The 24952-nt window shown below is 45.1% G+C and carries 27 protein-coding genes and 1 other RNA gene; 14 read left to right on the forward strand and 14 right to left on the reverse strand.

The window, feature by feature from the left end:
• Nucleotides 1-80 precede the first annotated feature (80 nt).
• The 4 genes from N5P32_RS08430 to smpB form a co-directional block, all read right to left on the reverse strand.
• Nucleotides 81-737, reverse strand: coding sequence for a tyrosine-type recombinase/integrase (locus N5P32_RS08430; protein WP_265728645.1), 657 nt, complete (start codon nucleotides 735-737; stop codon nucleotides 81-83).
• A complete protein-coding gene (locus tag N5P32_RS08435) occupies nucleotides 737-1561 on the reverse strand; it encodes a hypothetical protein (protein ID WP_265728646.1) in 825 nt (274 codons plus the stop codon). The genes N5P32_RS08430 and N5P32_RS08435 overlap by 1 nt, the downstream gene beginning before the upstream one ends.
• Before the next feature lie 388 nt (nucleotides 1562-1949).
• Nucleotides 1950-2309: a transfer-messenger RNA gene (ssrA, locus tag N5P32_RS08440) on the reverse strand.
• 111 nt (nucleotides 2310-2420) lie between these two features.
• Complete coding sequence (gene smpB / locus N5P32_RS08445; protein ID WP_265728647.1) at nucleotides 2421-2900, reverse strand: SsrA-binding protein SmpB; 480 nt, start codon at nucleotides 2898-2900, stop codon at nucleotides 2421-2423.
• Between the two features lie 181 nt (nucleotides 2901-3081).
• Here smpB and N5P32_RS18215 point away from each other — a divergent pair, with 181 nt between their 5' ends.
• Genes N5P32_RS18215 through N5P32_RS08465 form a run of 4 tightly spaced genes read left to right on the forward strand, consistent with a single transcriptional unit; the run spans nucleotide 3082 to nucleotide 5154 of the window.
• Nucleotides 3082-3315 (forward strand): hypothetical protein, encoded by a 234-nt coding sequence (locus N5P32_RS18215; protein ID WP_409371090.1) that lies wholly within the window; start codon nucleotides 3082-3084, stop codon nucleotides 3313-3315.
• Nucleotides 3269-4441: a sodium-dependent transporter gene (locus tag N5P32_RS08455; RefSeq protein WP_409371093.1), complete on the forward strand. Its 1173-nt coding sequence runs from the start codon at nucleotides 3269-3271 to the stop codon at nucleotides 4439-4441. Before N5P32_RS18215 ends, N5P32_RS08455 begins: the two co-directional genes overlap by 47 nt.
• Before the next feature lies 1 nt (nucleotide 4442).
• The gene (locus tag N5P32_RS08460; RefSeq protein ID WP_265728649.1) at nucleotides 4443-4874 is read left to right on the forward strand and encodes a type II toxin-antitoxin system RatA family toxin; all 432 of its coding nucleotides are present in this window, start codon (nucleotides 4443-4445) and stop codon (nucleotides 4872-4874) included.
• A 1-nt stretch (nucleotide 4875) separates the two neighbouring features.
• Nucleotides 4876-5154, forward strand: a complete 279-nt coding sequence (locus tag N5P32_RS08465; protein WP_265728679.1) for an RnfH family protein — start codon at nucleotides 4876-4878, stop codon at nucleotides 5152-5154.
• On the opposite strand, the gene N5P32_RS08470 is transcribed toward N5P32_RS08465, so the two are convergent.
• Nucleotides 5151-5468, reverse strand: coding sequence for an outer membrane protein assembly factor BamE (locus N5P32_RS08470; RefSeq protein ID WP_265728650.1), 318 nt, complete (start codon nucleotides 5466-5468; stop codon nucleotides 5151-5153). The genes N5P32_RS08465 and N5P32_RS08470 overlap by 4 nt on opposite strands.
• A 69-nt stretch (nucleotides 5469-5537) precedes the next feature.
• Here N5P32_RS08470 and fur point away from each other — a divergent pair, with 69 nt between their 5' ends.
• Nucleotides 5538-5948: a ferric iron uptake transcriptional regulator gene (gene fur, locus N5P32_RS08475; protein WP_265728651.1), complete on the forward strand. Its 411-nt coding sequence runs from the start codon at nucleotides 5538-5540 to the stop codon at nucleotides 5946-5948.
• Between the two features lie 77 nt (nucleotides 5949-6025).
• On the opposite strand, the gene recN is transcribed toward fur, so the two are convergent.
• Nucleotides 6026-7696 (reverse strand): DNA repair protein RecN, encoded by a 1671-nt coding sequence (gene recN, locus N5P32_RS08480; RefSeq protein WP_265728652.1) that lies wholly within the window; start codon nucleotides 7694-7696, stop codon nucleotides 6026-6028.
• 185 nt (nucleotides 7697-7881) lie between these two features.
• Here recN and grpE point away from each other — a divergent pair, with 185 nt between their 5' ends.
• From grpE to dnaJ, 3 genes are all read left to right on the forward strand, one after another.
• On the forward strand, nucleotides 7882-8460 hold the full coding sequence (grpE, locus tag N5P32_RS08485) for a nucleotide exchange factor GrpE (protein WP_265728653.1): 579 nt from the start codon (nucleotides 7882-7884) through the stop codon (nucleotides 8458-8460).
• Between the two features lie 102 nt (nucleotides 8461-8562).
• On the forward strand, nucleotides 8563-10476 hold the full coding sequence (gene dnaK, locus N5P32_RS08490; protein ID WP_265728654.1) for a molecular chaperone DnaK: 1914 nt from the start codon (nucleotides 8563-8565) through the stop codon (nucleotides 10474-10476).
• A 196-nt stretch (nucleotides 10477-10672) separates the two neighbouring features.
• The gene (gene dnaJ, locus N5P32_RS08495) at nucleotides 10673-11803 is read left to right on the forward strand and encodes a molecular chaperone DnaJ (protein WP_265728655.1); all 1131 of its coding nucleotides are present in this window, start codon (nucleotides 10673-10675) and stop codon (nucleotides 11801-11803) included.
• A 39-nt stretch (nucleotides 11804-11842) separates the two neighbouring features.
• Here dnaJ and N5P32_RS08500 read toward each other — a convergent pair whose 3' ends face one another.
• Entirely contained in the window at nucleotides 11843-12454 is a 612-nt protein-coding gene (locus tag N5P32_RS08500) for a uridine kinase family protein (RefSeq protein ID WP_265728656.1), read from the reverse strand.
• Between the two features lie 128 nt (nucleotides 12455-12582).
• Here N5P32_RS08500 and N5P32_RS08505 point away from each other — a divergent pair, with 128 nt between their 5' ends.
• The 4 genes from N5P32_RS08505 to gcvA all read left to right on the forward strand — a co-directional run bounded on the left by N5P32_RS08505 (nucleotide 12583) and on the right by gcvA (nucleotide 16629).
• Nucleotides 12583-13140, forward strand: a complete 558-nt coding sequence (locus N5P32_RS08505) for a uridine kinase (RefSeq protein ID WP_265728657.1) — start codon at nucleotides 12583-12585, stop codon at nucleotides 13138-13140.
• Between the two features lie 33 nt (nucleotides 13141-13173).
• The gene (locus tag N5P32_RS08510) at nucleotides 13174-13485 is read left to right on the forward strand and encodes a DUF3392 family protein (protein ID WP_265728658.1); all 312 of its coding nucleotides are present in this window, start codon (nucleotides 13174-13176) and stop codon (nucleotides 13483-13485) included.
• A gap of 281 nt (nucleotides 13486-13766) precedes the next feature.
• Nucleotides 13767-15140, forward strand: a complete 1374-nt coding sequence (locus N5P32_RS08515) for a glyceraldehyde-3-phosphate dehydrogenase (RefSeq protein ID WP_265728659.1) — start codon at nucleotides 13767-13769, stop codon at nucleotides 15138-15140.
• A gap of 550 nt (nucleotides 15141-15690) precedes the next feature.
• Entirely contained in the window at nucleotides 15691-16629 is a 939-nt protein-coding gene (gene gcvA / locus N5P32_RS08520) for a transcriptional regulator GcvA (protein WP_265728660.1), read from the forward strand.
• On the opposite strand, the gene N5P32_RS08525 is transcribed toward gcvA, so the two are convergent.
• From N5P32_RS08525 to N5P32_RS08535, 3 genes are all read right to left on the reverse strand, one after another.
• Nucleotides 16630-17400 (reverse strand): TSUP family transporter, encoded by a 771-nt coding sequence (locus N5P32_RS08525; RefSeq protein WP_265728661.1) that lies wholly within the window; start codon nucleotides 17398-17400, stop codon nucleotides 16630-16632.
• 125 nt (nucleotides 17401-17525) lie between these two features.
• Nucleotides 17526-19025: a glycerol-3-phosphate dehydrogenase gene (gene glpD, locus N5P32_RS08530; RefSeq protein ID WP_265728662.1), complete on the reverse strand. Its 1500-nt coding sequence runs from the start codon at nucleotides 19023-19025 to the stop codon at nucleotides 17526-17528.
• A gap of 184 nt (nucleotides 19026-19209) precedes the next feature.
• A complete protein-coding gene (locus N5P32_RS08535) occupies nucleotides 19210-19980 on the reverse strand; it encodes a DeoR/GlpR family transcriptional regulator (RefSeq protein WP_265728663.1) in 771 nt (256 codons plus the stop codon).
• Between the two features lie 170 nt (nucleotides 19981-20150).
• Between N5P32_RS08535 and glpK the strand changes: the two genes are divergently transcribed.
• A complete protein-coding gene (gene glpK / locus N5P32_RS08540) occupies nucleotides 20151-21635 on the forward strand; it encodes a glycerol kinase GlpK (protein ID WP_265728664.1) in 1485 nt (494 codons plus the stop codon).
• A 92-nt stretch (nucleotides 21636-21727) separates the two neighbouring features.
• A complete protein-coding gene (locus tag N5P32_RS08545) occupies nucleotides 21728-22018 on the forward strand; it encodes a hypothetical protein (RefSeq protein WP_265728665.1) in 291 nt (96 codons plus the stop codon).
• A 108-nt stretch (nucleotides 22019-22126) separates the two neighbouring features.
• On the opposite strand, the gene N5P32_RS08550 is transcribed toward N5P32_RS08545, so the two are convergent.
• From N5P32_RS08550 to N5P32_RS08560, 4 genes are all read right to left on the reverse strand, one after another.
• On the reverse strand, nucleotides 22127-22507 hold the full coding sequence (locus tag N5P32_RS08550) for a DUF501 domain-containing protein (RefSeq protein ID WP_322783848.1): 381 nt from the start codon (nucleotides 22505-22507) through the stop codon (nucleotides 22127-22129).
• Nucleotides 22467-22640 carry a DUF501 domain-containing protein gene (locus N5P32_RS18020; protein WP_322783849.1) on the reverse strand — a complete coding sequence of 58 codons (174 nt, stop codon included), beginning with the start codon at nucleotides 22638-22640 and terminating at the stop codon, nucleotides 22467-22469. Before N5P32_RS18020 ends, N5P32_RS08550 begins: the two co-directional genes overlap by 41 nt.
• A gap of 36 nt (nucleotides 22641-22676) precedes the next feature.
• Nucleotides 22677-23087, reverse strand: coding sequence for an energy transducer TonB (locus N5P32_RS08555; protein ID WP_265728666.1), 411 nt, complete (start codon nucleotides 23085-23087; stop codon nucleotides 22677-22679).
• Nucleotides 23088-23299: 212 nt separating this feature from the next.
• Nucleotides 23300-24712 (reverse strand): aminotransferase-like domain-containing protein, encoded by a 1413-nt coding sequence (locus N5P32_RS08560; RefSeq protein WP_265728667.1) that lies wholly within the window; start codon nucleotides 24710-24712, stop codon nucleotides 23300-23302.
• Between the last annotated feature and the right edge of the window lie 240 nt (nucleotides 24713-24952).

The raw sequence follows: 24952 nt of genomic DNA on the forward strand, positions 1-24952 counted from the left end.
GAATGTTGAAATAAGTGCTAACACTCCAATGTTTATGGTTACTAATGTTGTAAATACTCCATTCTCTTCCATAAATAATCCTACATATTTGAAAGTGGGTTTAACCGTGTGGCTTCTTCTAGGAAGTCGGGCGATAGGTGTGAGTATCGCATGGTCATTTTTATGTCACTATGGCCGAGTACCTTTTGTAAGGTCAATATATTACCGCCGTTCATCATGAAATGACTTGCGAATGTATGCCTTAGAAAGTGGGCGGCTTGGCCTTTGGGTAGTTCGATTGATGTTCTTTTTAGGGCGCGCCTAAAGCTGGAAATGGAACCTGTAAAGATGTTATTCCCTCTGGTTAATTTCGCGTGCTCGTGGATTTCTTCAAACAGTTCTGGTTTGATCGGTACGCTTCTATTTTTGCCGCTTTTTGTGCCAGTAAAGGTAGCTTGGTTATTTCTCACTCTTTGGACGGTCAGCCCCTCGGCTCTCCTCCAATGTACGCTCGGTGCTATGTATACTTTACAGATTAACGTTTCCCATAGCCCCATCAATTCAGAAAGGCGGCGCATGTCTTTGGGCTTTCCTAACCACGGTCTTTTATCGGCTTGGGTTTCATGCTGGGCAATGGTGTAGCGCATAAAGCGCTCCCACTCGCCTTTAGTTGGGAATGTCTTTAGATATGAGCGGCTAACACGACCAGCCACACGGAAACGCACTTCATAGCCTGAACTTACCTTTTTAATAGCCATTAAAAAACGCTTATCTTTCGGCTGTAGTTTTCTATGTCAGCAGTTATAGTGTGATTCTCACCTTTAATATCAACTCCTAAGTGAAGTTTTAGACGTCTTTTTATTCCTAGTTCATCTGTGTAAGTAAGGAGATATGACTTGGCGTTTATATGAATTAGATCAGGCTCTTTTTTCTCAATTTCTAGAATTTCATGGATTGTTTCCTTGCAGAGATCTGCTAGGTTTTTAGGAGTTACATAGATTTCAATTTCATATGGTTTTCCTGTTTCTATAATTGGGATTAGTGCTGATTTAGCGCCTTTGCTTCTGTCTTCTTCAAAAACTTGAAGATTGAAGCATTTATTTATATGGCATTTTATGTATATTTTTATATGGTTATTTTCGTTAAATACTCTTATTTCTCTATCTGATATTTCAAAAATTGGCTGTGATTTGAAATATGTAGTTTCTAAGTCGTGCTGATGTTTTTTAACCTCTCTTTTAAAATTTCTTTCGGCTATTTTTACACTCTTTTTGAATTCATTTACTTGCTGATTCAAGCTGTTTCTATTGATTTCTAATTCATTGTGTTGCATTAAGTAACCTATTATTAACCAAAAAAATGCAACTGGGCTAAATACACCAGCCAAAAAATCTCCAAGTTCATTGTAGGAGTTTGGTAGCGTTAAAAATGGTAAAAGTAAAATACATAATGAAGTTAATGAAACGAAATAAAAAATAGTTACTTTTCTGGCGAATGATTTTGTTTCATTTTTTGATGGACTTATCCAAAGAACAAACTTTTGGGTAAGACCTTTCGCTTTTTTTAGAAGATTGATTTCCATGTATACTCCTAAATCATAGGATGACCAGACCATATAATGCGGCCTATGATCTTTAGTGTGTTGAGGTTGAAAGACGCGATGACAATGTCGCTGTAGTTTTTGTTGTCTGAGGTTATCGCAACCAAACCGTTCATTTGTTTTTGCTCTCACTGGTGAGCAATTTTGAAAAGTGTAAAGGTTTTCTCTGTGTGAGTCGCTATTTTTGATAATGTGACAGGAAGGAGGGGTTGTTGAGTGAATGATTTTTTCAGGATGCTTCGATGGTCATAAATTTTAGACAATAAAAAACCACCCGAAGGTGGTTTTTTATATGACTTACAAACAGTGTGTCGTTTGTGTGTCGACTTCATTTAAAAAGTGCAAACCCTTTTAAAATCAAGCCTTTAATTGGTGGAGGCGGGGGGTCGAACCCCCGTCCGTCAGTCCGCTGCCATCGGCTCTACATGCATAGTCACTTCTATTATTTGACCACGAACCGCCCGAAGGACAGGGTGTTAATGGCGAGCCTACTTAATCTTATAACCTTATCCCTAGGCGGGGCATCAGTTAGCATCTCGTAATTTATGATACTGCAGAGTCTCTGGCTACAAGCAACCTGAGGGCAGCACACTAGCAGCGGTTTAGGCTGCTAAAGCGTAGTTTTCGTCGTTTGCGACTATTAAATTGATGCGGGGGATTTACGAGATCACGCATCACTCTCGACATGCACCTTTGGGTTTGTAACCGACGTCGAAACCATGTCGCCCCCAAAAAGGTAGCGCTAGTCTATCGCAAACAATGTGCTTACGCTAGAGATAACGCTGAAATGCTTAATCTGTTCATATTCATACACTATTCAGCATAGTCTATGGGTCGCATGCTAAGCACTGTGTTTCATTAATCGTTCTTTGTCTCTTGACCAGTCGCGATCACGTTCGGTATCCCGTTTGTCGTGTTCTTTTTTACCGGTTACTAAGGCCACTTCGCATTTGATTTTGTTGCCTTTCCAGTACAAAGCCATGGCCGCACAGGTTTTGCCTTTTTGCTCGGTAACTTGGATGATGCGATCAAGTTCTTTGCGGTTAAGTAAGAGTTTACGCTGGCGTAGCGGTTCACATACTACGTGCGTTGAGGCACTTAGTAATGGTGTGATACGCGCGCCAACAAGCCACGCTTCGTTTTGGTGGATAATCACGAAGGAGTCGACTAGTTGGGCTTTGCCTTCACGCAGACTTTTTACTTCCCAACCAGATAAAACCAAACCGGCTTCGAACTTCTGGTCGACAAAGTAGTCGTATTTTGCACGTTTATTAAGCGCGATTGTGCCCGTGCTGCTGGATTTTTTCTTTGCTTTACTCATAGTTAGAAATTATACGGTCGATAGAGGCAAAAACCTATGCTTTTCTTGAGGTATGCGCCTGAATGTTAGAAAATTCGTACTTGTTGATTAATTTGTCTGGTTAGGTATCGCGGATGTGTTGGCCACGTGTGCGTTTTATTCCTATCCTTAAACACTTGTTGTGTATTTAGAGCCTAAATTTATGCCGGAAAGTCGATGTTTACAAGGTATCTGGTCCAGTCCGTGGATATTTATTTTTGCAGCTAGCGGATCGGCGGTCGGATTAGGGAATATTTGGAAGTTCCCTTATGTGCTTGGCCAAAATGGCGGCGGTGCCTTTTTTGTTGGTGTATTGCTTGTGCTTGTTGTTGGTTGGATTACCTGTGTTGATGGCCGAAGTGGCTTTAGGTCGTACGGTGCGTTCAAACCCTATTGATACGGTGAACGATTTAAGCGAACGTCGGATAGTGCATTCGGCGTGGGTGTTTGTGCCTTGGTTAGCGGGTGTGACGGGCTTTTTAATTCTGACTTTTTACAGTGTTATTGCGGGTTGGTCTTTGGGGTATTTAGATCGGGCTGTTTCTGGCGATTTTGCAGGTATCACGCAAGCTGGTGCTTCGAATATGTTTGATACTTTGTTGGCGACCCCGACAGAGATGTTATTGTGGCATTCGGTGTTTATGGCTTTGGTGGTGTTGACGGTGGGGCAGTCGGTGACCCGTGGTTTGTCTGCTGTGGTGCGTATTCTTCTGCCGGTTCTGGTTGTGACTTTGTTGTTGCTGGCTTGTTATTCCATGATGATTGGTGACATGAATCAGGCGTTGGATTTTATGTTCCGCTGGTCTTGGAAAGACATCACGTTTGATGTGGTGCTGTCGGCAGTTGGATTGGCGTTGTTTAGCTTGAGCGTTGGCATGGGCGCCATGTTTGCTTACGGTGCGTACATGAGTAAGCGAATGTCCATCGCCCGTGCTTGCAGTATTGTCGTAGGCGTGGATTTGTTGGTGGCGATTCTTGCTGGGTTGGTGATTTTTCCATTGGCATTTTCGTTCCAGATTGATGTCGAAGCGGGGCCAAGCCTGACGTTTGTGTCCTTACCCATTATCTTTGGCGGCTTACCCGGCGGTCAATTTTTTGCCGGCGTGTTCTTCTTGTTGCTTGTGGTGGCGGCGTTAACGTCGGCGATTTCTATGTTGGAGCTGTTTGTTGCTTGGCTGCATGAAAAATTTTATATCGCCCGCTTGAAAGCTGCGCTATTGATGGGGATCGCAGTTTGGTTTGTGGGGATTGCGGTATTGTTGTCGTTTAACCATTGGGACAGCAAGCTTTTGTTTGGGCTAAACTTTTTTGAATTGTTGGATGAATTTACGTCTTTGATTTTACTGCCAGTTGGCGCAATTTCTTTGTCTATTTTGGTGGCGTGGTTTATTCCTCATTCTATGTTGCAGAATGAGATGATTACAAAGCAGGTTACTCATTTTCAGTGGTGGTATAAGACGTTGAAATACATCAGTATTCCCGCAATGATTGTGATTACTTTTGCGGGTTGGATAGGAGCGTAGTTTGAGTCATATAGAGCGGTTCGCACATGTGAATTACAGTTGTGAACAGATGTTTGCTTTGGTTAACGACATAGATGGTTACCCTGAGTTTTTACCCGGTTGTATGAGTTCTACATTAATTTCAAAAACGCCTACGGAGATCGTGGCGTCTTTGGAGGTTGGTAAAGGGCCTGTTCGACAGTCTTTTACCACCAAAAATTATTTACAGGCGTGCAATAAAATTGAGATGACCTTGGTAAAAGGGCCATTTAAAAGTTTGCATGGTGTTTGGACATTCACAGAGTTGTCGCCAACAAGTTGTAAAATTATGTTGAGTATTCAGTTTGAGCTGAGTGGCATGTTGAAGTTTGCTTTTGGTGGTGTCTTTAGCCAAATTGCAAATACCATGGTGGATTCTTTTAGCAAACGTGCGAAAGTGGTATACGGTGAGTAGTATGAGAGTGGAAGTGGCGTATGCTTTACCTGAAAAGCAAAAAATTATTGCTTTAGAGGTGGAAGAAGGTTGTAGCGTTCGAGACGCGGTAAGACGTTCTAATATCAATGCTTTTTTTCCGGACGTAGATGTAGAAACGGTAAAAGTTGGCATTTTTGGTAAAGCGGTACGAAATGCCGAAGAGCAGGCATTAAAAGAAGGCGAGCGAGTAGAGCTGTATCGCGAGCTGAAGGTTGACCCTAAACAGGCTAGAGCCAACCGTGCAGCAAAGAATGGTTAATTGTTTTTGATTTCGGTTAAAACGCCGTTGTTAAAAATGAGTACTAGATCGTCGACATCGCTTTTTTTGGCGTCTGGTGCCGTATACAGAGATGTGTACAAGTAGTGCCATTCATTTGGCTTGAAGGTGTCTCTTAACATGGGGTTTCCCAATAGATACGTAACCTGAGACTCGGACATGCCAATTTGTAACTGTGAAAGCTGATCCTTCGTTATTTGGTTTCCTTGTGAGACCGGAACCTTATAAGGAGGCGGAAATAAACTGCAAGCACCCAATGACAGTGCTGCGCATAGTATTAAAACTGTTTTTTTCATTTGTATTATCCTTAGTCTGATATGCTAATGATAAAGTAATTATCAACAAGATCGAATAGAGAATGACTCATGACTAGCGAAAATCAAGAGCTAAAGAAAGCGGGACTGAAAGTTACCCTACCACGCGTGAAAATTTTACAAATTCTTGAAAGTGCGGGCGACCGTCACATGAGTGCGGATGATGTGTATCGCACCTTGTTGGATCAAGGGGAAGATGTTGGCTTGGCGACGGTGTATCGCGTGTTGACGCAATTTGAAAGCGCCGATCTTGTTCAGCGTCACCATTTTGAAGCAGGCACGGCGGTGTTTGAGTTGGCGAAAGGTGATCACCATGATCACATGATCTGCTTAGACACGGGTAAGGTGATTGAGTTTGTCGATCCGATTATCGAGAAGCGTCAGCATGAAATTGCCGAAGAGCATGGTTTTGAAATTGAAGATCACAGTTTGATTATTTACGTGCGCCCTAAGAAAAAATAAACCTTAGGGTCGTAAAGTAGTGTAAGTGTTAAACAGAAAGGTCTAAATGTTGTCATTTAGACCTTTTTTTGTGGGGGTTATTGAAGTTGCACGTTGCCCAACATTTCTCTGGCATGGGCTAGCGTTTGTTCGGTGAGCTCTAAGCCACCAAGTAGTCGTGCGATTTCTTGGGCGCGGTCTTGATCCTTGAGTTGTTCGACTTTGGAGGACGTGGCTTGGTTCTCGACCAGTTTACTGACTCGTAAATGCTGGTTGCCTTGCGCGGCGACTTGCGCCAAGTGAGTTACGCAAAATACTTGGCCGCGTTTGCCAACGGAGCGCAGCATACGGCCAACGACTTCCGCGATACCACCGCTGATGCCTACGTCTACTTCGTCAAACACCAGTGTCGGAATAATCGACGTGTGTGCGGTAACGACCTGAATGCCTAAACTAATACGAGACAATTCACCGCCAGAAGCCACTTTGCGCAGTGGTTGCGCTGGCTGGCCTGGGTTGGACGCGATCATGTATTCAATGTCCTCAAAGCCATTGGCTGTGACTTGATTGAGTGGTTGGCATTGAATATAAAAGCGAGCATGTGGCATGCCCAGACCATGTATTTGCTCTTCAACTTTTTGGGCAAGGTCGTCTTTGGCGACAATGCGCTTTTCTGTCAGCGTGGTGGCTAGTGCGGTGAGTTTTTCATAAGCCAGCTCTTCTTTTTCCTTTAATGACTCTAGGCTTTCTTCGCTGCCTTGCAGGCTGTTTAGCTCTGCTTCTACGCTTTCTCGCAACGCTAATAATCCTTCGGGCAGGGTTCTGTGTTTGCGAGCGGTATCGTAAATGTCAGATAAACGCATCTCTATGTCGCCAAGGCGTTCAGGATTTTGCTCTAATGTGTCTTGATAATGGTGCAGGCTGTCCGCGGCTTCTTGGGCTTGGATTAATGCGACATTCATCATTTCTAATGCGTTTTCCAGTTCTTTGGTGGCCGGACGAATCTGGCTGGCGCTGTTAATGGCTTGATGCAATAAAGAGCATACATTGCCTTCGTCGCTGTCGATCAAAATGCCACTGGCTTGATAGGCTTTGAATTGTGAGTCGGCAATGTTGGACAAAAAGGCTTGCTCGTTTTCTAGTTCTTCGATTTCGCCTTCTTTTAGATCCAATTGTTGAAGTTCTTGTGCTTGGTAAGACAGCAGTTGAACTTTGGCGTCTTGTTCAGATGAGCGGTTTTGCATCGCGGACAACTCTTCTTTGAGCTGTCGCCATGTGGTGTATTGCTGGCTGACTTTTTTGCTCAACTCGGTCAATTGGCCGTATTCGTCAAGCTGCTGGCGTTGTGCGTTCTTCTTGAGTAGCGATTGGTGTTCGTGTTGGCCGTGAATGTCGACCAGTTGACTGCCGGCCTCTTTTAAGTCGCTAAGTGTGCATGGACGGCCATTGATGTAGGCTTTGGAGCGACCCTCTTTGCTGATAACGCGGCGTAAAATGCAGTGTTGATCTTGTTCTAGATCGCGTTCTTCAAGCCACTTATAAACATGCGGGTAGTGCTGTATGTCGAAACTGGCGCTGATGTCGGCTTTTTTCTCGCCGTGTCGAACAACGGCGGCGTCAGTTCTATCCCCTAAACAAAGCGATAAGGCGTCCACCATAATGGATTTGCCCGCCCCTGTTTCACCAGAGATCACAGTCATGCCTTGTTTGAACTCCAGCTCTAGGGATTCAACAATGGCGAAGTTGGAAATAGCGATGCTTGTCAGCATAGAGTGCTCCAATTAGAGAATAGATTTATATGGTTATTTATACAGTACTTGGTTGTTTTTTGACAAGTAGCAGGCATAAATTTAATTCCCATAAAATTTATGCGGCCATAGTGTTGAAAGGTCAAAAGCTGTCCCCATATAAGCAGCACAGACAAAGAATTGTTTCTGTTATTTGGAGTTGAAGAATGAGTGAGCAGCAAAAAAATCCTAATCTAGAGGCGGAGCAAGTTTTGAACAGCGAGACGCAGAACGAAACAGTAGAAGAACTTTTAGAACCTGAAGTAGAGGTTTTGGAAGAAGTTACTGAAAACGAAGAGCTTGCAAAAGCGCTGGAAGAAGTCGCTCAGTATAAAGAAGCGGCGCTTCGTGCACATGCTGACGCACAAAATGTTCGTCGTCGTGCTGAACAAGATGTTGAAAAAGCGCACAAGTTTGGTTTAGAAAAGTTTGCTAAATCCATTGTGAACGTTGCAGACAATCTTGAACGTGCCTTGGCCTCTGCGCCAGACACAGGTGAATCTGATCCTGTGCGTGAAGGTGTCGAATTGACGCTGAAAGATTTGCTAGAAACACTGGCGCGTTTTGAGGTTAAAGTGGTTGATCCACATGGCGAACCATTCAACCCAGAATTACACCAAGCGATCACTATGGTGCCGAACCCAGAGCTAGAAGCCAACACTGTTATGGATGTTGTGCAGAAGGGTTACACCATTAACGGCCGCCTTTTGCGCCCAGCAATGGTCGTGGTTTCAAGCGCCGCTTAAAAATACTGTCATTTTTTTGACACTGGACGCTTGAAATACTTTTAAGCGTACCCAAATACAGAATTATCATTGTAACAAACGAATTTATTGGAGATACAAACCATGGGTAGAATCATTGGTATTGACTTAGGTACAACGAACTCTTGTGTTGCTGTTCTAGATGGCGAGAAAGCGCGCGTTATTGAAAACGCAGAGGGCGATCGCACGACGCCTTCTATCGTTGCCTTCTCTGAAGACGGCGAAGTATTGGTTGGTCAGTCTGCTAAGCGTCAGGCGGTTACTAACCCAACAAACACTTTGTTCGCTGTTAAGCGTTTGATCGGTCGTAAGTTCAAAGACGACGTGGTTCAAAAAGACATCTCTATGGTGCCTTACAAAATCATCTCTGCAGACAATGGCGATGCGTGGGTAGAAGTGAAAGGCGACAAGAAAGCGCCACCACAAATTTCAGCTGAAGTTCTTAAGAAAATGAAGAAAACAGCAGAAGACTACCTAGGTGAGAAAGTCACTGAAGCGGTTATCACCGTGCCTGCTTACTTCAATGACTCTCAGCGTCAAGCAACAAAAGATGCGGGTAAAATCGCTGGCCTAGAAGTGAAACGTATCATCAACGAGCCAACAGCGGCGGCTTTGGCTTACGGCCTAGACAAGAGCTCTGGCGACTCTACTATCGCGGTTTATGACCTTGGTGGTGGTACATTCGATATTTCTATCATCGAAATCGCTGACGTAGATGGCGAGAAGCAATTCGAAGTATTGTCTACAAACGGTGATACTTTCCTAGGTGGTGAAGATTTCGACATGCGCGTTATCGAATACCTAGCGGCAGAGTTTAAGAAAACATCTGGTATCGATCTGCACAACGATCCTCTTGCGCTACAGCGTTTGAAAGAAGCGGGTGAAAAAGCGAAAGTTGAGTTGTCTTCTTCTTCTCAAACAGAAGTTAACTTGCCTTACATCACGGCTGATGCGACTGGCCCTAAACACTTGAACGTAAAATTGACACGTTCTAAGTTGGAGTCTTTGGTTGAAGAGCTCGTGTTGAAGTCTCTTGAGCCTTGCCGTCAAGCTCTGAAAGATGCGGATCTTTCTGCTTCTGATATCGACGAAGTTATCTTGGTTGGTGGTCAGACTCGTATGCCATTGGTGCAAGCGAAAGTAACAGAATTCTTCGGTAAAGAGCCACGTAAAGACGTGAACCCTGACGAAGCGGTTGCCATCGGTGCGTCTATCCAAGGTGCGGTATTGTCTGGTGATGTGAAAGACGTTCTTCTTCTTGACGTTACACCTCTGTCTCTAGGTATCGAGACAATGGGGGGTGTGATGACGGCGTTGATCGAGAAAAACACGACGATTCCGACTAAGAAATCTCAGACATTCTCTACAGCGGAAGACAATCAAAATGCGGTAACTATCCACGCATTGCAAGGTGAGCGTAAGCAAGCGTCTCAAAACAAATCTCTAGGTCGTTTTGACTTGGCTGACATTCCACCTGCTCCACGTGGTGTGCCTCAAATCGAAGTAAGTTTTGACATCGATGCCAACGGTATCTTGAGCATTTCTGCGAAAGACAAAGCAACCGGTAAAGAGCAGTCTATCGTGATTAAATCTTCTTCTGGTCTAAGCGATGAAGAAGTTGAAAAAATGGTTCAAGACGCAGAAGCGAATGCGGAAGAAGACCGTAAGTTTGAAGAGCTTGTTCAAGCTCGCAACACAGCTGACGGCATGATCCACGCAACACGCAAAACATTGACTGACGCTGGTGACAAAGCAACAGCGGAAGAAAAAGAAGCGATTGAAACAGCGATTACTGAGCTTGAAGAAGCATTAACGTCTAACGACAAAGAGAAGATCGAAGAGAAAACCAATGCGTTGACTCAAGCGTCTGGTTCTTTGGCTCAGAAGATGTACGCAGAAGCTGAAGCCGGTGCTCAACCTGCTGAAGGTGAGCAAGCTAAATCTCAGGATGATGCGGTTGACGCAGAATTCGAAGAAGTAAAAGACGACAAAAAATAAGCGTTAACCCCTTATTTTGCCCTGATTAACAGGGTCGTTTATGGCAAGCACGGTTTTGAACCGTGCTTTGCTGTTTACACTATCTATGATTGATGAGCACGCAGTGGCATATCTTTCCCTTGACGCTTTTCCGCTCAGACTATCTTAGATACAGAATATTTTTAAATTCAGACTTTTCAATTCAGGAATGCCTGCGATGAGCAAAAGAGACTATTACGACGTTCTTGGGGTGGCCAAAGGCGCGGATAAGAAAGACATTAAAAAAGCTTATCGTTCTTTAGCGAATAAGTACCATCCCGATAAAAACCCAGACAACCCAGAAGCGCTGGATAAGTTCAAAGAACTTGCCGAGGCGTATGAAGTTTTGTCTTCTGACGAAAAACGTTCTGCTTATGATCGCTTTGGTCATGAAGGCGTTAATGGTCAAGCGGGCGGCTTTGGTGGCGGCGCGGGAGCAGGTGGCTTTAGCGATATTTTCGGCGATGTGTTCGGTGATATTTTTGGCGGCGGAGGTGGCGGCGGACAGAGCCGTACTCGTCGTGGTTCGGATTTACGATACACGTTAGAGCTGGATCTTGAGCAAGCGGTTTGGGGTTGTGAAGAAAAAATTCGCATTCCGACACTCGTTGGTTGTAAAACGTGTGACGGTTCTGGTGCGAAAAAAGGATCGACGCCGAAAACTTGTGGCACCTGTGGTGGTGCTGGTCAAGTTCGCATGTCACAAGGTTTCTTTTCTGTGCAGCAGGCGTGTCCAGAGTGTCACGGTGCCGGTCAGGTGATCAGCGACCCTTGTAACGACTGTCATGGCCAAGGTCGTATTCAAGAATATAAAACGCTTAACGTTAAGATCCCAGCTGGTGTCGATACGGGCGACCGTATTCGTTTGTCAGGTGAGGGCGAAGCGGGAACACATGGCGGTCCAGCGGGTGATCTGTTTGTTCAGGTTTCTGTTAAGCCTCACAATATCTTCGAGCGCGATGGCGCTAACTTGTATTGTGAAGTGCCCATCAGTTTCACTACCGCCGCATTGGGCGGGGAAATCGATGTGCCGACATTGGACGGGCGTGTGCGTCTAAAAGTCACGGCTGAATGTCAGTCTGGTAAGTTGTTCCGTTTGCGCAATAAAGGGGTAAAACCTGTGCGCGGAGGTCCAGTTGGTGACTTGATTTGTAAGGTTGTGGTAGAAACGCCGGTGAACTTAACGTCACGTCAAAAAGAGTTATTCACGGAACTGGCAGAAAGCATGGGAGAAGGAACCGATCACTCTCCTAAGCAAAAAAGTTGGTTTGATGGTGTGAAACGTTTTTTCGATGATATTAAGAAATAAACGTGTTTGAGCGATAGCTGCTTCAAGTAAAAAAGGCGCTTATTTAGCGCCTTTTTCTTTTAATAAGTAGTCAATGTAGCTGCGTAGTAAGTTAGCGGCATTGGTAAAACTTTTGTTGTTTGGAATAATGAAATCCGATTTGCTGCGAATGTCGATGGTCTTCAGCGATGCTTGACGGACATGGCGCATGTAGCGGCTGGTCACTTCATTCACATCGCGTCCGCGCTCTGCAATGTCTCGCTTCAAGCGTCTTACGATAGCGATGTCCATGTCGGTATCAACATACAGTAGGTAGTCCACAGCGTCGCGAATGCCTGGGTCTTGGAACATCATGTGCCCTTCAACCAGAACCACATGAGTGGGCTCTAGATTACGATAACCAACACGCTTATGTTGAGAGTGATCGTAAACGGGGATTTCATTTGGCTGCTGGCGGTTTTTGCAGTTATGGATCGCAAGCGTGATGCTTTCTAGGTCAAGCGAGCTTAGATCGTCAAAATTATAAACGTCTGGGTCTATGCTGCCGCATCCATTATAGAAGCTGTCTTGACACAGAACGGTAATCTTGTCGCCTTGGTCTTCTGCTAAAAGAGAACACAGACGGCTTTTTCCGCTGCCAGAAACGCCTGTAATGCCGATTACAAGTGCCATGGGTTACCTCAGTAAATAAAGTGTTGGAGCGCCTTGAATTGAAGGGGCTTATGGTGTTGTATTATACATCAGGTTTGGTGTTTTTTGCTCGCCAAACTGAATCGAGAGACAGTAATAGGGAAGATTAAATGCTCAGTAAAGTGGCCTCAATGTTGATTGTCTTCGCACTTGCTTTATCCTACGGTGAGGCGATGGCTGCAACAGCGGACAATAAGGAAAGTTCGACATTTTCGACGGTGGCTGAGTTGTTTGGTTTGCCGTTGAATGATTTGAGTCTGTCTCAATTAGAAAGCCGGCTAAATACAATGGGGCTGAGTAGTTATCCGTCTTACAAACAAGGTGTGATGACTTACAGTTTGGGGCCTGAAGGAATTTTGGGTGTGACGAATGCTACCATTTATTCGAATCGTTCTGGTTATGTTCGCCAAGTCTTATTGTCTGGTGTCGTTGAAAGTAACGAAAAGCGTAAGAATTTGGGGACGTTGTTGGGGAAAAAATACGGCGCTCCAACGGAAGGTTTTTTAAACAATGGCCTTGGGCGTTCAAAGTGGCACTTTAGTGATGGCACCTCCATTGATTTTCGTAATACGACGTACGATGTTTCTATCTTGTATGTGGATGAACAGCCTAAAGTGGCAACGCGTTCTGGGCAAATTGATGTGGAAGCCTTGTCTCGTCAGAAGTAGTGTTTGTCTCGTTTTTTATGTAGTTAGTTGTATATGATTATTTTAGACCTTAATTTGCGTTTGGCGTATTTTATTCAGCCGCACTTACAAGACATTTCCTTAGCGTTGGTTGCCACTTGTTTGGTTGTGTATGGCGATAAGGTGAATGGCTTTTTGAAAAATTTAATGTCTTCTTGGGTGTTTATTGCCCGAGTGGTGGCGTTCATTTTGATGTGTACTTTCGGGTATGGTCTCTTAACTTTGTGGAGTCAGCCTTTGGTGTACTGGGGAATTACTCATATAGATTCTGATCTATCGGCCTGCTTTTATCCTTTCTTGTTTTTGTATTTTAGGTGTTTTGGCTGAAAGAAAGCGGCATTTGTAAAATAATTCATGAAATTTCCTGTCAGTTTCTGTTGCGAAATTACAACATAATGGTGTCGTAAGTGGCAATGCTTGGCGAAAACGGCGCATTATGTAGTAAAGTTTCTAGACCTTCCGCGTTATTTCGTTATTTCTATAAAAAAACACCCTAAAGTCCCGTTTTTAAAGGTTTTTTGTAGTCTTCTTACAATTTGTTTTTGCCTTATTCTGCCGTTAGACTGCGCCCATATTGATATTACAAAGTCTTTTTTCGGGGGCAGAAAATGACAAGCACTTGGTTACAGGCACTTTCACAAGCAGAATCTATGATTCCTCTTTTGGGTAAACTTGGTCGTGAAAAAGCGGTAAAAGTTCAGTTAGCAGGCAACACCTTAATGGCGGATTCTGTTACTGGTCTGATGGCTGCGTTTGACCAGCATCCTGAATTAGATCTTGTTCAAGTCTATCAAGTGTTGGAGCAAGTATTAGCAAGCGGCGTGTCTCATACCGTTGTTGAGTTAGAAGAATTGATCGCTGAAGCCGATGTGGCGTCTGTATTGGCAAACCAATCGAGCGATGGTTCTGAAACACCTGTTGTGCTGTATGGCTTTGGGCGTATCGGGCGACTATTGGCTCGTCGTATGTGTACTCTTGGGCACACGACTCCAGGTATGGCATTGGCAGCGATTGTTGTGCGTAAAGCATGCGACAACGATCTTGCTAAGCGCGCTAGCTTATTGAAATACGACTCTGTTCATGGCACTTACGAAGGCTTGGTAAAAGTCGACGAAAAAAATCAGTCTCTTATCATTAACGGTTTGACTGTCAAAGTGATTTACGCCTCTGACCCTGCTGAGGTTGATTATCAAGCATACGGTATCAATAACGCATTGTTGGTTGATAACACAGGCCGCTGGCGCGATCACGATGGTTTGAGTGTTCATTTGAACCGTCCTGGTATCGAGCGTGTTGTTCTGACGGCTCCTGGCAAAGAAATGAAAAACATCGTGTTTGGCGTTAACGATGGTGACGTAACTGATGCCGATCGCATTGTTTCTGCTGCGTCATGTACTACCAATGCCATTACTCCTATCTTGTCTGTACTGGAAAAACAGTATGGCATTGAGTCGGGTCATGTTGAGACTGTTCATGCTTACACCAATGACCAGAACTTAATCGATAACATCCATAAAGGTGACCGCCGTGGTCGTGCTGCTGGCATGAACATGGTTATGACAGAAACGGGCGCAGCGAAAGCGGTTTCTAAAGCGATTCCTTCATTAGAAGGCAAGTTGAGCGGCAGTGCGATTCGTGTACCTGTGATTAACGTATCGATCGCTGTATTGAGTCTGAATTTGAAGTCGGCAACATCGGTTGAAGCCATCAATGAATTGTTGAAAGCGGCGTCTAACAGCGTTGAATTGACGGGACAAATTGGTTTCAGTGAAGAAGCGGACGCAGTAAGTTCTGACTTTATTGGCTCTCAGCAAGCGGGCATTTTGGATTCCTTGTCCACCAAGGTTCGTGGCAATCAAGCGACTTTGTACGTTTGGTACGATAACGAATACGGGTACAGCTGTCAGGTTGTGCGCTTGATGGAGAAGCTAGCCCAAGCAAATTTTACGAATGTTGAGTTGCTTGAGAACGAAGCAGCTTAAGAAATGACCGGACACATTTAATGTGTTATTCAACGGCGGCCTTTAGGTCGCCGTTTTTTTTGGCCATTTTTTGTCACCATCATTGGTTGTATTTTTTGCGCAAAAAAAAGCCGGACAAAGGTCCGGCTTCAACAAAAGTAACTAGCAGTTGTGAATTACATCATCCTGTGGGGAATGGTGAAACTCGCCTAAATTATGCTGTGGGACATAATTTAGAGGCGATACAGTTAGGGCTGTATCGGTAAATATTAGGTCGCTGTTCAACCTAAGAGATGAAGGTATTCTAGCTTTTTAAGTCATGATGACAAACGATATAAATTGATTTGTTGGATTAGTTGAATTAATGCAAAATAAGCAGGCTTTGGCTTCTGTATTTTTTACTGAGTTTGTTTTTTAATCAATTTTGCTGGTTTTGCTGAAAATAGCGACTTATCGCGTCTTTTTTATATCAATATCCGCCGAATTGATTTTTGTTACTTTAATTGTATTTCTGAAAATGTATTTCTTTACGATCTTGCAGTAGCTGAGGTCGTCTTACCTTGGTGATTGTATGAAATCTATTCCATTGGCTGGTCTGGGCACATTTGCGATAGCCGCGCGTCATTTAAGTTTTACTAAAGCCGCGCAAGAGATGCATTTAACGCAAGGTGCCGTCAGTCAGCAAATCCGTCAGTTAGAAGAGCGGTTGGGCGTGACGCTGTTTGTTCGCTACCATCGACGGCTTGAGTTGACGGTGGCAGGTGTGCGACTGGCGGTGCAGCTAAATCATAGCTTTACTGAAATAAGTGACCTGATCTTAGAGCTACAAGAAGAAGAAACCTCTAATATTTTGACGGTGTCAGTGATGCCGTCGTTCGCAACAAAATGGTTGATCCCTAGGTTAGGGAGTTTGCAAGAAGCGTATCCAGATTTGCAATTACGCATTCAGGCGAATGACAGAGAAGTCAATTTCCAGCGGGATCGAATCGATGTGGCGATCGTGCACAGCCATGTGCATAGTTCAAAGGGTTATATTGTTCCTCTGATGAAGGATCAAGTTTTTCCTGTTTGCAGCCCAGCGTTTGCGAAGCAACGTGATTTGTGTGAGCCTAGCCAACTGGCTCAAGTTCCTTTGTTGAATGACGATTCAGAGTGGCGCTTTTCAAGTCCGTATGCAGAGTGGGAAAAATGGTTGCTGCTGGCGAATACTAAAGGGATAAAGGCATCTCGGGGGATAAGCTTTAATCGCGGAGATTTGGCTGTTCAGGCTGCCATTGCAGGCCAAGGGGTGGCATTGGGAAGAACGCCTTTGGTCATGGATGATATTCAGCAAGGGCGATTAATGCGGCCTTTTGAACAAGCGCTGGATGAAGGGCACGCATACTTGTTTGTTTGCCCTGAAATGCAGCGTCAGCGGGAGCCAGTTCAGCAGTTACTTAGTTGGCTGGTCAGTGAGTGTTGTCACTATTCCCCAGAAGATGCGCTGACAACACCCGACCAACTTAACTAATCAGTTGTCCATTATCAGTTTTATGGAAATAGCTAAGCACATAATGATCACCATTGGACGAATCAATGTTGCGCCTTTGGTGATGACAAGACGAGACCCAATTTGTGCGCCAAACCATTGGCCAATGCCCATTACGATGCCTAATGCCCAAATAAGGTGACCGCTAAACGCAAACATAGCCAAAGACGATAAGTTGCTGGTGGCATTCAGCACTTTGGTGTGAGCTGTGGCGGATACCACGGTTAATCCCATCAAACACAAATACGCCGTTGAGAAAAAAGCGCCTGTCCCGGGGCCAATTAACCCATCATAAAAGCCTATGCTGGTGCCAATGATGACCGCAAATTGCACATGAGTCAGTGAGAATTTACTGGCAATGTAAGGCTGAACTTTGGGCAGAAAGAAAAAGAAGATAGCGACAGCAATCAGGATGATAGGGACGGCTTTTAGCAATAAGCTACTGTCCAAATAGGACACCAGTAATGTGCCGCAAACGGCACCGAAGGCGGTCATTGCAATGGGTAGCCACATGTCCGACAACCTGACTTGGCCTTTCTTAATAAAATGATAGGACGCCGAGACAGTTCCGGCGCAGCCTTGCAATTTGTTGGTCGCTAGAGCTTCTGCTGGTGACAGACCCGCGGCCAATAATACTGGTACCGTGATGAGCCCACCGCCACCGGCGATCGCATCGATCGCGCCCGCCAAAAAAGCCGCGCCAAATAGTGCGAGATACACCCACAAAGAGATATCAAAAAATACAAAGTCCATTAGTGCTTTTCCTATCCGGCAGGCAGAGTGGTTTTAGTGATCGATGACTTGGTAGTAGAGCAAAAAAAGCCTATCTAGACAATCATCTAGATAGGCTTTCGGTCTTTTCTTAAAAAGTTGAAAGGCTAGTGTACAGCGTTAACTTGGCTGGTTATGTACTCGTCAAGAGCGCTGGCTTGCTCTGGTGTAAACTCAAGTCCAAGCTTGGTGCGACGCCATAATACGTCTTCTGCGGTACGCGCCCATTCGTGGTTGATCAAATAGTCGACCTCCACTTGAAACAGTTGATTGCCAAAATGCTGGCCAAGATCGCTTTCGGTGTTGGCCTTATTTAGCAAGGTATGAGTCAGTGTGCCGTAGCTGTTCGCAAAACGGCGAGCAAGCTGAGCGCCAATAAAGGGGTAGTCTTTTTGTAACTTCATTGAAAACGCGTCCAGCGGCATACCTAAATCGCCACCTGGTAGCGGTTTGCTGTGCGTCCACTCACCCCCAAGTTTATCAAAATAAGGGGCGAGTTTTGTCATTGCAGAAAGCGCAAGTTTTCGATAAGTCGTTATCTTGCCGCCAAAAATACTCAATAAAGGTGCGTGTTGGTTTTGGTCATCAAGGTGTAATGTGTAATCACGAGTGACGGCAGATGGGTCAGATGATTCGTCTTCTAAAAGTGGGCGAACACCGGAATAGCTCCAAACCACATCGGCTGGCGACAGTGTCTTTTTGAAATGATCATTGGCCACTTTTAATATGTACTGTGTTTCGTCTTCCGAAATCGCAACGTCATTTGGGTTGCCTTTGTACTCCACATCAGTGGTGCCCAATAAGGTGTAATGCTCACGATAGGGAATAGCAAACACAATGCGTTTGTCGGTGTTTTGCATGATGAAAGCGTTTGAATGTTGGTACAGTTTAGGTACCACAATATGACTGCCTTTGATCATTCGAATGCCATAAGGGGCTTTCTGTTCTAGTTTTGTTTCAATAAATGAAGACACCCATGGACCGGCTGCGTTCACTAACGCTTTTGCCGTGATGTCTAGGGTTTCGTTTGTGGTTTGGTCTTCCAGTTGAATGTGCCATTGATTATCAAAGCGTTTTGCAGAAATGCAGCGTGTTCTGGCAAAAATAGACGTGCCATTTTGTTGTGCGCTTAATGCATTGGTTACGACCAAGCGAGCATCATCAACCCAGCAATCTGAGTATTCGAAACCTTGTTTGATGTCGTCTTTTAGTGGGCTGTCTGCGCCATATTTCACGCCTTTTGAGCCTAAGAGCGTTTCGCGCTTGCCTAGGTTATCGTACAAAAATAAACCGATGCGGATCAGCCAGGCTGGGCGCAAATGCGGTCTGTGTGGCATTTGAAAGCGCATCGGTGTGACAAGGTGGGGAGCGACTTTGAGTAGCACTTCTCGTTCTGTTAGCGCTTCTTTCACCAAGCGAAATTCGTAATGTTCAAGGTAGCGCAGTCCACCGTGAATCAACTTGCTGCTGGAGGAGGACGTTGCGTGTGCCAAATCTCCCATTTCACATAGGCCAACATTCAAGCCTCTTCCTGCTGCGTCTGCTGCGATTCCTGTGCCGTTAATGCCGCCACCAACAACAAATAGGTCAAAATGGGAGTGATTCATGCAAAGCCTCACGGTTAAAAAACGAATTTACATGTTCGAAAGTGAACATTCGTTTTCGATATTAAACCTCTATTGTGCTCATGACAATACGGCTTTGTGAAGTTTTGGTGAATATTTGATCTTATTTCATTGGGGGAGGAGGGTGTTATGCGTATAAAATATACGCGATTTCTGCGCCCAAGGGTTACTTGGGCGAGCAGAGTTCTAAGCGAACTTTGTGTTCCTTCATGAGTTTTATGATGGCTTTAGGGGGTTGCTCATCTGTGAAGATTCGATCGACTTGAGTAATGTTACCCAGTCTAACCACTGCATTGCGGCCAAATTTTGCGCTGTCCGCTGCAAGGAAAACCGTACGTGAATTGTTGATGATGCTTTGTGCGACACGTACTTCTTGATAGTCGTAATCCAGTAACGAACCGTCATTTGGGTCTATGCCGCTGATGCCAATGATCCCGAAATCAACTCGAAATTGGTTGATGAAATCAATGGTTGCTTCACCCATGACGCCGCCGTCTCGCGAGCGAACGGTGCCGCCAGCAATGATTACCGTAAAGTCTTCTTTTCCGCTTAAGATCGCGGCAACATTGAGGTTGTTGGTGATGACCTGTAAGCCTTGGTGGTTCAATAATGCGCGTGCAACGGTTTCTGTGGTCGTGCCAATGTTAATGAATAGTGAGGCGTGATTCGGGATTTCAGCGGCAATGCGTTGAGCTATTTGCTCCTTCGCTGGCAGCTGTAAAATTTGTCGAGTGGCGTAGGCGACGTTGGTTGTGCTGGAGTCATAACTTGCTCCGCCATGGTGGCGACGTATCTGGTCGGCCTTTGCCAATTCATTGATGTCGCGGCGGATGGTTTGTGGCGTCACAGAAAATTGGCTCGCCAGCTCATCGATGGTGACATACCCTTTTTCTTTTACTATGGCGACAATATTGTCTTGGCGAGATAGCTGTCCCATGTTGTTTTCTTCTCCTGGTAAAAGACATTACTTGTTAAACGAGACTTGCTAAAAGAGTGTGCATTGGTTTTTAATAGAGAATATTCGTATTTGAATATTCATGTTCAAAAAACAAAACAACAATTAAGTCGCTTATTCTTGAGTGACTGTGATTTCAAAGAGAATTCACCATGACCCATTATATTCTTGCTATTGATCAAGGCACCACTAGTTCTCGGGCTATTTTATTCGATGAAAAAGGCGCGCGAGTCGGCCAGTCTCAGCAAGAGTTCCCACAGATATTTCCCGATGACGGTTGGGTGGAACACGACCCTGAAGACATCTGGTCATCTACTTTAGCTGTCTGTCAGTCTGTTCTCAAGGATACAGGGATCGATGCCCAAGCGATAGCAACCATCGGCATCACCAATCAGCGTGAAACTACGATTCTATGGGATACGGAGACGGGGAAACCGGTTTATAACGCCATTGTATGGCAAGACCGACGTACCAGTGGTTTTTGCCAATCGTTAAGCGATCAAGGTTTGGGGGTCAAAGTTCAAGAAAAAACCGGCTTGTTGATAGATCCCTATTTTTCGGCGACGAAAATCCGTTGGATATTAGACAATGTGGAAGGCGCTCGTGAAAAAGCGCAAGCAGGTCGTTTGGCATTTGGTACGGTGGACAGTTTTTTGCTGTGGCGTTTAACGAATGGCAAATCACACAAAACCGATGCGACTAATGCAGCTCGAACAATGGCGTTCAATATACACACTCAAGAATGGGATGCAGAGCTAATCGAGTTGCTTGGTATAGGGGATGTTTTATTCCCTGAAGTCATGGATTGCAGTGCGGATTTTGGTGTGATTGACGCGAGTTGGTTGGGTGCTGAGATCCCTGTTAATGGTATTGCGGGCGATCAGCAAGCGGCTTTGATTGGGCAAGCCTGTTTTACTCCCGGTATGGTGAAAAGTACCTACGGAACAGGTTGCTTCATGATTCTGAACACGGGTGACAGTGCCATTCATTCGGAACATAAATTGCTGACGACAGTAGGGTATCGCTTAAATGGACAGGTCACCTATGCACTTGAAGGCAGTATTTTTGTCGCGGGCGCGGCGATTCAATGGCTGCGTGATGGATTGAAGCTATTTTCGGATGCAAAGGAAACTCAAAGCCTTGCCAAGCAAGCTCTTAACGACGATTCCGTGTATTTGGTGCCGGCGTTTACGGGGTTGGGCGCACCCTATTGGGATCCGGATGCGCGTGGTGCCATGATAGGCTTAACGCGCGATACCAGCGTATCCGATATCGTCAGCGCGGGGCTGCGTTCGGTTTGTTATCAAACCCGAGACTTGGTTGGTGCGATGGCACAAGATGGCGCAACCTTCAGCTCTTTGCGCGTTGATGGCGGCATGGTGATTAACGATGTAATGGTGCAATTCCTTAGTGACTTATTGGAAATTACGGTTGAACGTCCTTGTGTGACTGAAACAACCGCATTAGGCGCTGCCTTTTTGGCTGGGCTGCGTGTGGGGCTTTATGATTCATTGGAGGATATTGAGGCATTGTGGAAGGCGGATAAGAGTTTTGAGCCAACCATGGAAAAAGGTACGGGGGATAAGTTGTATCAAGGTTGGCAAAAAGCAGTTGATCGGGTGCGAACCCGAGAATAAGTTTTTACGATTTGATACATGCTTTGGCTTGTACGAACAGTCAAATATGGCTAACTTTAACCAAGGATATCTTTTTATAAAGGGTTTAGAGAATGTCAAAACAGTTTGCCGAAGTACAACAAGACGATTTTATGAAGTTTGGTGGGGAGCGACCAAGCTATTTAGAAATTGAAGATGCATTAATGAAGCTAGGCGGACATGGTGTCGGTGGCAACAATTTCAAAAATGAGATGGTGAAATTGGCAGGTTGGACGGGCGGTGCGTTGACGACATACGCACAGCGAGCGGCTGTGGCTCAGGCTGCGTTCAATCGCATTCGTGAAGTATTGCCAAAAGCGTCTTCTGCGGAAGAGCTAAGAGCGATCTTGAAAAGCTTGAAGTAGATGTTCTAGCGCATTTAGCGATTGAAAAATAAAGGGGGAGTGACGCTGAATCACTCCCCCTTTATTTTTGTCCGTGTTTCGCGGCATCCATCTTTTGGACTGCCGTCTTTACTCGGCGTCAGCGATGGCTTTCATGCCATATTCTTTATCTAAGATACGACCAATGACGTTGTTGCCTGCCAGATGGTGAGCGTATTGCATGTGAAGGCAACGAACTTGGTCCCAGTTGGCTATGCCACCGATCCCCAGTTTATCAAATAAAGGCTTAAAGCCTTTTTCTTCTATGATCGCTTTGTGTTCATCACTCATTACTTCCCAGCGTCTAGCAATGTAGTCACGGTGTGACGCATGGTGTGCTTCTCTGAGTGTTTCATCTTCTTTTATGCGTTGTTCTAGTTCTTTTACGACACCTTGGCTTTCGATTTTTGCCAATGCTTTGTCGATGGCTTTACTGGACAGCCAGTAGAGGCGTTGGGAAAGGTTGTTCAAATACCCAAGTTTCCATTTCTAATACTTGAGGAATGCCATTGGGCGAGTAGTGCGCGATGGCGCTGATGCCGCTAGGCGTGCGCCCAAGTTGGGCCGTGATGATATCAATATCATGCTGAGAAAGAGTGGTCATAATGTCTTATTGAGTTGTGTCTTCTTGGCGGAAGAATTAAATAGTAAACGCAGGAAAGCTTGCGGCGAATTTCTGAATCCACTCTGCGGCGGCTTCATTGTAATTGAGTCGTCGCCCTTGGACTTTTGCTTGGCGTCGATAATGTTCTATCTGAGAAAGCTGCTCGATCATGCGAACGCAGTAGCACTCTTCCTTGGTCGGAAATTCGATGGCAATGTGGTAGCCGTCGTCTTCTTTGTTGCACCACGCTACACGGCCAGAGACGCAAAAATTTGGGTCAATCTCTTCCAATGTAATTCTTACAGATCGTCCATTATCAAACGGACGAAGGGCAACATATGTGATACCGACAAACCCAACTCTTTCTTCGTTCATTGGAGGAAAGGGTTGATCTTCAATTAGCGTAATGTCTAAAGGAAGGTCTCTCGGATGTGCAACAAATTCCATCGCAACAAGCCAGCTACTGTTTCAGATATTTATGTTATCGGCCAAGGAGGCAGAGTGTTTAAAAAAGAATGCGAATTGTACGCTTTTTGCTCTGTCTGTACAGATGAATTTTAAGATGTGTTAGAGCAAAAACATAACTTTTACTTATATATGAGATCGCCCCGTATCCAGCACTCTGTCTGGGGTTGTCTCATATGTATCATTCACTTTGGTCAGCTTACTAGCTGTTGGCAAAGTTTGCCTAATTCTTTTAGTGCAGCGTCTGTTTTATTGTCCCAGATTAGGGCGTAATTTAACCTGAAATGATGGTTAAATTGTGCTGTTAAGCTGAATGCTAGGCCGGGTAAGAATCCAATGTTTTTCTCAAGCGCCTGAGCATGTAATGTCATTGCATTTACCGTGCCGGGTAAAGTGACCCACAGCAAAAAACCCCCTTTCGGCTGTGAAGTGGTGGTCCCTAATGGGAAATGCTCAGCGATCAGTGCTTGGCATCGCGCGAGGTTGTCTTGGTACGTTTGTCTTGTTTTTCGTAAGTGTCGGTCGTAAGCGCCATTCTCGAGGAAATTGGCGATCGCTGTTTGAGTTAAGGTAGGAATGGCTAAAGATTGAACGTAGGCATAATGTTCTATTTTTGCCTGAAAAGGCCCGCCCACAACCCAGCCAATTCGAAATCCCGGGGCGATGCTTTTTGAGAAGGAGCTGCAATAGATCACAGTATTGTGCGTGTCGTCCGCTTTTAATGAGCGTTCACGTTTGTCTTTGTAGCTAAGCTCGCCGTACACATCGTCTTCAATCAAGGTGAAGCCAAAGGTCACGGACTGTTTAATGAGCCGTTTTCTGGCTTGATAATTTAAGGTTGCCCCAATGGGGTTTTGATTATTGGGAGTGACGATGCAGGCTTTTATGTCCCACTCTTCTGCCGCCTCTTCTAACAGGTCTAGGTTAATACCGGTTTCTGTACAGCAGGGGATTTCTACCGCTTTCAAGTTCAATACTTCTATGACTTGCAAAACTCCGTGATAAGCAGGGCTTTCGATGGCAATGGTGTCGCCGGCTTTGGCAACGGCTTGCAGCGACAGCATGAGGGCGTTTTGGCAACCAAGGGTAATGGTGATGTCGTCGGGTTGCAGTTGGCAGCCATTGTCTAGCATGCGAATCGCAATTTGGCGACGCAAACTCAATGAACCGGGGGTAAATTCGTAAGCGGCACATATCTCAGGTTCTAGGCGCATTAAACGGCCTACGGAGCGTTGTAGTTGTCTGATGGGAAGGAATTGGCTTTTGGGAATGGCCGCCCCAAATTGAATGATGTCGTTATTTTGCGAGGCGTGCAGCAAGCGGCGCAATAAAGTATGTATGGTGCCGTCGTTCTGAGTCGGTGCAATTTTTGCAGGGTCAGAAGGTTGTAGCCGATGCTCTTGAACAAAGTAGCCTTTTTGTGGGCGTGCTTTGATGGCGCCTCTGTCCTCTAATAAGCTGTAAGCTTGCAGAACCGTGGCAACACTGACTTCCATTTGTTTGCTGGATTTGCGAACCGATGGGATTTTGGAGCCTGGTAAAAAAATACCTTCCTGAATTTGTTGTTCAATCAGGTTGGCGATTTTTTCGTAGAGAGGGAGTTCCATAAGGTGCGAGTCAGTTTCAGAAGAAAGAAAGGCTAATTTATCAGATCGCAAGGGTGAATGAAATCTATGTGACTGGACGACTGTTGGCGTGGATGGGGCGGTTTTTTGAGTAATCGGACGTTTCTGGGGCGTTCTTAATCGTAAGTAAAATGTTATGGTATTCCTGTATCATTGGTCAGGTATAGAAAAAGAGTGGGTGTCTAGAGTAGGCGCATGATAAATGTGAAGCAGATGTTAATG

The sequence above is a fragment of the Marinomonas pontica genome, assembly GCF_026191375.1.
In the GTDB taxonomy this organism is placed as follows: domain Bacteria; phylum Pseudomonadota; class Gammaproteobacteria; order Pseudomonadales; family Marinomonadaceae; genus Marinomonas; species Marinomonas pontica.